This window comes from Vibrio sp. 1F255, from assembly GCF_041439145.1.
Lineage (GTDB): Bacteria > Pseudomonadota > Gammaproteobacteria > Enterobacterales > Vibrionaceae > Vibrio > Vibrio crassostreae_C.
Map to the genome: position 1 here is coordinate 88,862 of NZ_JBGONQ010000015.1, position 6,032 is coordinate 94,893.

The 6,032-nt window shown below is 44.7% G+C and carries 3 protein-coding genes and 1 pseudogene; 3 read left to right on the forward strand and 1 reads right to left on the reverse strand.

Features of this window, described 5'->3' with window-relative positions:
• Positions 1-30: 30 nt before the first annotated feature.
• Complete coding sequence (locus ACED41_RS10660) at positions 31-777, forward strand: flagellar brake protein (protein WP_004732802.1); 747 nt, start codon at positions 31-33, stop codon at positions 775-777.
• Positions 778-1,001: 224 nt separating this feature from the next.
• Here the strand turns inward: ACED41_RS10660 and ACED41_RS10665 are convergent, their stop codons facing one another.
• Positions 1,002-3,362, reverse strand: a complete 2,361-nt coding sequence (locus ACED41_RS10665) for a Lon protease family protein (RefSeq protein ID WP_248641907.1) — start codon at positions 3,360-3,362, stop codon at positions 1,002-1,004.
• Between the two features lie 240 nt (positions 3,363-3,602).
• Here ACED41_RS10665 and ACED41_RS10670 point away from each other — a divergent pair, with 240 nt between their 5' ends.
• Complete coding sequence (locus ACED41_RS10670) at positions 3,603-4,097, forward strand: hypothetical protein (protein WP_371724942.1); 495 nt, start codon at positions 3,603-3,605, stop codon at positions 4,095-4,097.
• 12 nt (positions 4,098-4,109) lie between these two features.
• Positions 4,110-5,737, forward strand: a pseudogene (locus ACED41_RS10675) (ABC transporter ATP-binding protein).
• Positions 5,738-6,032: the final 295 nt, after the last annotated feature.

Genomic DNA, 6,032 nt, shown 5'->3' on the forward strand with positions numbered 1-6,032 from the left:
AGACGCATGTTGGCGCATGGAGAATATATAATGAACGCACCACTGAAGAAGCCTTTGGAGCATAATCAGGCACTTCAAGACCCTCGTAACCGCACCGTTTCTACGATAAACAGCACCGATGCACTGGCCATGATTGAGCACGGCAGTGAACTGACATTAAATGTCTCGACTCCGGTTGGCACTAAGTTTCTCGCCACCACCAAATTTATCGGTACGCACAGTGATAACTGTATTGTGGTTGAGGTTCCCGAGGTATCCAATGAAGATCTGAATTTTTTCTTTCAAGAAGGTTTTTGGATGACCGCTCGTGCCTATTCTCTACGAGGTGAAGGCGCACTTATTCACTTTAGAAGCCAAATTCACCATAAGATTGGTGAACCCTTCCCTATTCTTGTGCTTTCGACACCAAGCACGATGCAAGTCACTCAGCTGCGTAAAGAAACACGCTATGAAGTGAACTTGGCTTCAAGAATTATCTTCAACGACCAACGAGCAAACTGTGAGATAAGAGACTTATCGAAAAGTGGTTGTCGTTTTGTGACCTCACCGACCTCTCGTGCAATTCAGATTGCCGATCGAGTGTCTATCGAGATTACACCTGAAAACTATAATGGCCCTCTTATCCCTCCTTTGAGAGGCATCATCTGTAATCTGCAAAAATCGACGCACTACGCTCGATACGGTGTGGAATTTGATGATATTGGCCGCGCTAACGCTAAACACTTGTTGGCAAAATTGAAGTTCGATGGCACCAAGCTCTGCTTACGAAACGGCTAAGATCATTTAACCACACTGCGCTCATCAAATTCGTGAATTGACCAAATACAAACCACTCACTCGCGAGCAAAGTCGCAACCAATAAAAAAGCCATCGACTCTAGAATCGATGGCTTTTGCGTTTTGGCTGTTTTTATCTGTTTATCTGTTTATCTGTTTATCTGTTTATCTGTTTATCTGTTTATCTAGGCATAAACTAGCTAACTATCTAGTCTAGCTATACAGCTATTTACGTAGTGCGTTCAGTTTGGCTTGAGCGATACCAAAGATAGTATCAATTGGATAGCTACCCTCATCACTTGCCTCACCTGCGGCTTTGCCTGTGAACAGTTCAATCGCCTCTGTGACATGGTCAATCGCCCAGATATTGAACTCGCCTTTTTCAACCGCTTTCACGATGTCACCGCGCAGCATTAAGTTATGAACATTCGAGCGTGGGATTATCACCCCTTGTTCGTTTGAACGTCCTTTGATTTCACACACATCAAAGAAACCTTCAATTTTCTCGTTCACACCACCAATTGGCTGAGACTCACCGAACTGGTTCATCGATCCGGTAATTGCAATATCTTGGCGGTTTGGCTGCTTAGAAAACGCAGACACCACCGCACAGAACTCGGCCATACTCGCACTGTCACCATCGACGCCACCATACGATTGTTCGAAAGTGATGTTAGTGGTGAGCGGGACTTTCGCTGTCTTACCAAATACCGAAGAAAGATAAGCCGACAAGATCATCACGCCTTTTGAGTGAATACTGCCACCTAGATCTACGTTTCTTTCAATATCAATCACTTCACCGTCACCGTAAGCTGTGGTAGCCGTGATTCGGTTCGGCGCACCAAACATATGATCGGTCGTGCTGAGTACAGAAAGCGCATTGACCTGCCCAACCGCCTGACCATCTACGTGGATCAGCGTTGTGCCGTTAGTGAAGGTTTCCATTACGCTGTCTTGCAGTCGTCCGACACGCATCTGTTGGTTAGATAACGCTTGGTCGACGTGCGTTGCACGAATCAAGTTCGATTTTGAGCCTCTCGCCACGTAGTTTGATTCACGAAGCAGATTAGCAATGTGAGCAGAGTGCAGAGACAATTTACCTTGGTCACCCGCCTGACGAGAGCTGTGCTCAATGATGCGAGCGATCGCTTTACGGTCACAATGCAGCATGTTGTTGTCGTGCACGATGCTCGAAATAAAGCGCGCGTAATGCATTTCAGAATCGGGAGTACGCTTCATCTCATCTTCAAAATCGGCCGTTACACGGAACAGTTCACCAAACTCTGCATCGTAGTGTTGCAGCAGTTGGTAAGTTCGGTAATCGCCAAACAGGATGATCTTAACATCCAATGGAATCGGTTCTGGATCAAGCGATACCGCCCCCGTTAAGGTCACCTCTTTTTCTAATGAAGTGAAACTCAATTGACGTGAACGCAGTGCTCGTTTCAAGCCTTCCCAAACGTACGGCTGCTCAAGTACCTTCACCGCATCCATCAGTAATACGCCACCGTTGGCTCTGTGTAAGCTACCTGCGCGAATCAATGAGAAGTCAGTAAAGACAGTACCCTTGAACGTCGCCGTTTCTACATAGCCAAACAGAGAGTGATAATTTGGATTCTCTTCCACCACGATCGGCAGAGTCTCCTCCTTTTGGCTCACAATCACATTAACCTTGTAGCGACGCGGCATTTTCTTATCCAAAGAGGCCGTTGCAACTTCTGCTTGCTCAGTGCTCTCTTCTAAGAAGATGTCAGCGTTGTCGACAATGTCTTTACGCAGTGCCGTTAGGTACTTTTTAATGTCTGGATATTGGCTGTAATCCTTCTTCAATTGCTTGATGAAGTGCGTGATCACGTCTCGCGCCGTATCATCATTCAGTTTTTGAATTTTCTCAGTGTACGTTTCTTCAAGTTCCGTCAACTCACGAGAAATGGTTCGCAGACCGACTTCCAATCCATCAATGGTTTTATCGAACTGGTCTTGCTCTTCTGGCGAAAGCAGATCGAAGCTCTCTTCGGTATGAAGATCATCCCCATTCATGGCCACAAACTGGTAATCACCCTGAGTGGTGATCGTCAGGTTAATGCCCTTGTCTTTCGCTTCTTGGCTAATGCTTTCTAACGCGGCTTGTTGCTTAGCTGCTAATTGGTTTTTAAGCCTATCAGCACGGCTAAAGTACATCTCGTTATCAAACGCTAGAGGCATACCTTTCAGCAATTTACGCATTAGCTTTTCAATATCTTGCTTTAAGCTGCTGCCAACGCCACGAGGTAATTTCAGTACCTTAGGTGTACGAATATCTTCAAAGTTCGCGATATAACACCAATCAAAAAGCTCCTGCACTTCTTGAGGGTGACGGTTCAGATAGCGCAAGATCATGGTGCGTTTACCCAGACCATTTCGCCCTATCGCATAAATGTTGTAACCCTTTTCCTTGATTGACATCGCGAACTCAACGGCTTTTTGTGCCCGTTCCTGCCCGACGATTTCGTCAATTGGAGCCAGTTCTTTGGTCGACTTACATGGTAGCTTGTCTAAATCCGCTACCTGATACAGCTGTTCTGTATTGAGTCTTTGCATCGCCATCGCCGCCTCCTTAGTCCTTCATTACTTGGGTGTAGATAAAATCAGTGTAGATGTAATTTCCTACAAATTTAGTGACTTACGCTACACAGCTGTTCAACTGAACAAATAACACACAATTTAAGCCATTTTTAGGAATAGCTCGTCATTTAATTCACCAACTTAACATGTGAATGATTTTAATTTGCAATTGATAATGAATATCATTAACATTTTATGATATTATAAATTGAGGATGTGGATATGGAAATTGAACGATGCTGGATGCACTACCTAAAAGCTGAACAGTTAGTGGAACAAGGTCACTGGCCAGAAGCACAACGCCTTTATGGTGATGTTCTAACCTCACTTCCTCATCACATCCAAGATGCAGCATACCAAAGCGATATCAAGCCTTGCCAATTTGCCTGCTTGCTTGCCGGGTTAAGAGACGCGAGCGTCGCTCAATCAGAGATACTCAACCGATTAGGTCAGCACCAACAAGCCTTCGATACCTTGAATCAATCTTACGCTCTGATGCAATTTATCTCTCTGGAGAACACTGAGCTGATTCAACGTACCTTTGGGTTATTGGAAAAGCAGAGCGAAGGTTTGCTCAATCACCTGATCGCTTTTTGCAGCGCTCAGCGCAGTTCGCATTGGATGCTCGAACTAGAACAAATTCAACGTGCTCATCACCATTTTGGGCAACTTAAAACAACGTCAGAAGTGAAATCTTCACCTAATGTCTTAAATTGATAAGGATATATCATGTCGGACCGGGCCATTCTTAAAGTCAATAACCTCTCCGTTAGCTTCACAACCAATGATGGAATCATTGATGCGGTAAAAAAGGTTAACTTTACCCTTAATTCTAGCGAAACCTTGGCCATTGTTGGTGAATCAGGTTCAGGTAAATCAGTCTCTTCTAACGCACTCATACGTTTGCTCCCTGATAACGCCATCATTGATGCTCAATCTGAAATAGAATTTGAGGGGCAATCAATACTTGGCAAGACTGAACGAGAAATGCAGTCGATTCGTGGCGATAGAATCGGCATGATCTTTCAGGAACCGATGACCTCTCTCAACCCATACCTTCGCGTGGGCACACAAGTGGCAGAAGCCATTATGTGTCACCGCAATGTATCGAAATCAAAAGCAAAACAGCGTGTGCTAGAGCTCTTCAATCTTGTGCATTTACCAATGCCAGAACAAGCTTACAACAAGTATCCGCATGAGTTTTCAGGCGGTCAGTTGCAGCGCATCATGATTGCGATGGCTTTGATCAACGAGCCCGATATTTTGATTGCCGACGAACCCACCACCGCATTGGATGTGACCGTACAAGCGGAAGTGCTTTCTCTTATCAAAGAAATCCAAGGCAAGATGGGAATGGCAATTTTGTTCATCACCCATGACTTAGGTGTGGTGAAACACTTTGCAGACCGCGTGCTAGTGATGTGTAAAGGTGAGCTCGTAGAAGAAGGGATGACTCAATCTTTGTTCGATAGTCCTAAACATGATTACACAAGAATGCTCATTAACTCGATTCCGAAAGGCGCTAAGGTTCCTGTTGAGGCGACAGCCCCAGAACTATTGTGTGCTGACGACATCCGAGTTCAGTTCTTGGTGAAATCACACTTTATCAAGAGTAAAAGCCAGTACTTCGAAGCCGTAAAAGGCATTTCGTTGAATCTTAAGCAAGGCGAAACGCTAGGCATTGTTGGTGAATCTGGTTCAGGTAAATCAACCCTTGGACGTGCATTAATCGGCTTGCTGCCGAGTACCGGACGTATTGTTTACAAAGGCCAAGACGTTAGCTTATTAAATGATAAAGAGCGTCACAAGCTCAAGAAAGATGTCCAAATGGTGTTCCAAGATCCTTATGGTTCTTTATCACCACGCATGACAGTTGGGGAAATCATCACCGAAGGCTTAACGGTGCATCACCTCATCTATCCAAGCAAGAACGTTTAGAAAGAGCGCGCAAAGCATTGATTGAAGTTCGCTTAGAGCCGAATTCAATAAACCGTTATCCACATGAGTTCTCTGGCGGGCAAAGACAACGTATCGCGATTGCTCGCGCACTGATTCTAGAGCCCTCTTTCATTTTGCTGGATGAACCGACTTCAGCACTCGATCGCTCAGTACAACTGACCGTGATTGACCTGCTGAAAGACATTCAAGCCAAGCACAATATCGGCTTCCTGTTCATCAGCCACGATCTCTCGGTAGTGAAAGCACTGTCGGATCGCGTACTGGTGATGCAGAAGGGCGAAGTAATGGAAGAAGGGTCTGCAGAAGAGATTTTCAATGCGCCGAAAAACAACTACACCAAGAAATTAATCGCTGCGTCATTCGACTTAGAAGATAAATCGAAAAAAAATGCCGCATAAAGGGAACTAATCAACATTAACAGCGTCTTATAATTACATTCTGAATAATCTCCTAATGGATTGAAATCTAGAATGGATATAGCAAAACTGGTTTGGCCGCCAAAAGAGAAATGTCGCATGGATGCGACATTTTTCGTTTCTGGCGTATATGAAAAATCAACTCAGTGATTCGCGCCAGTGATTCGAACCAGTGATTATGAAGGTTTGCTAAAATTAACGGACTTTAAACAGAGTTCGCTGCAGGGCAAGATCATGAAAAACCCATATGGAATAAGGGGTAGCGTGAAGTGATGTT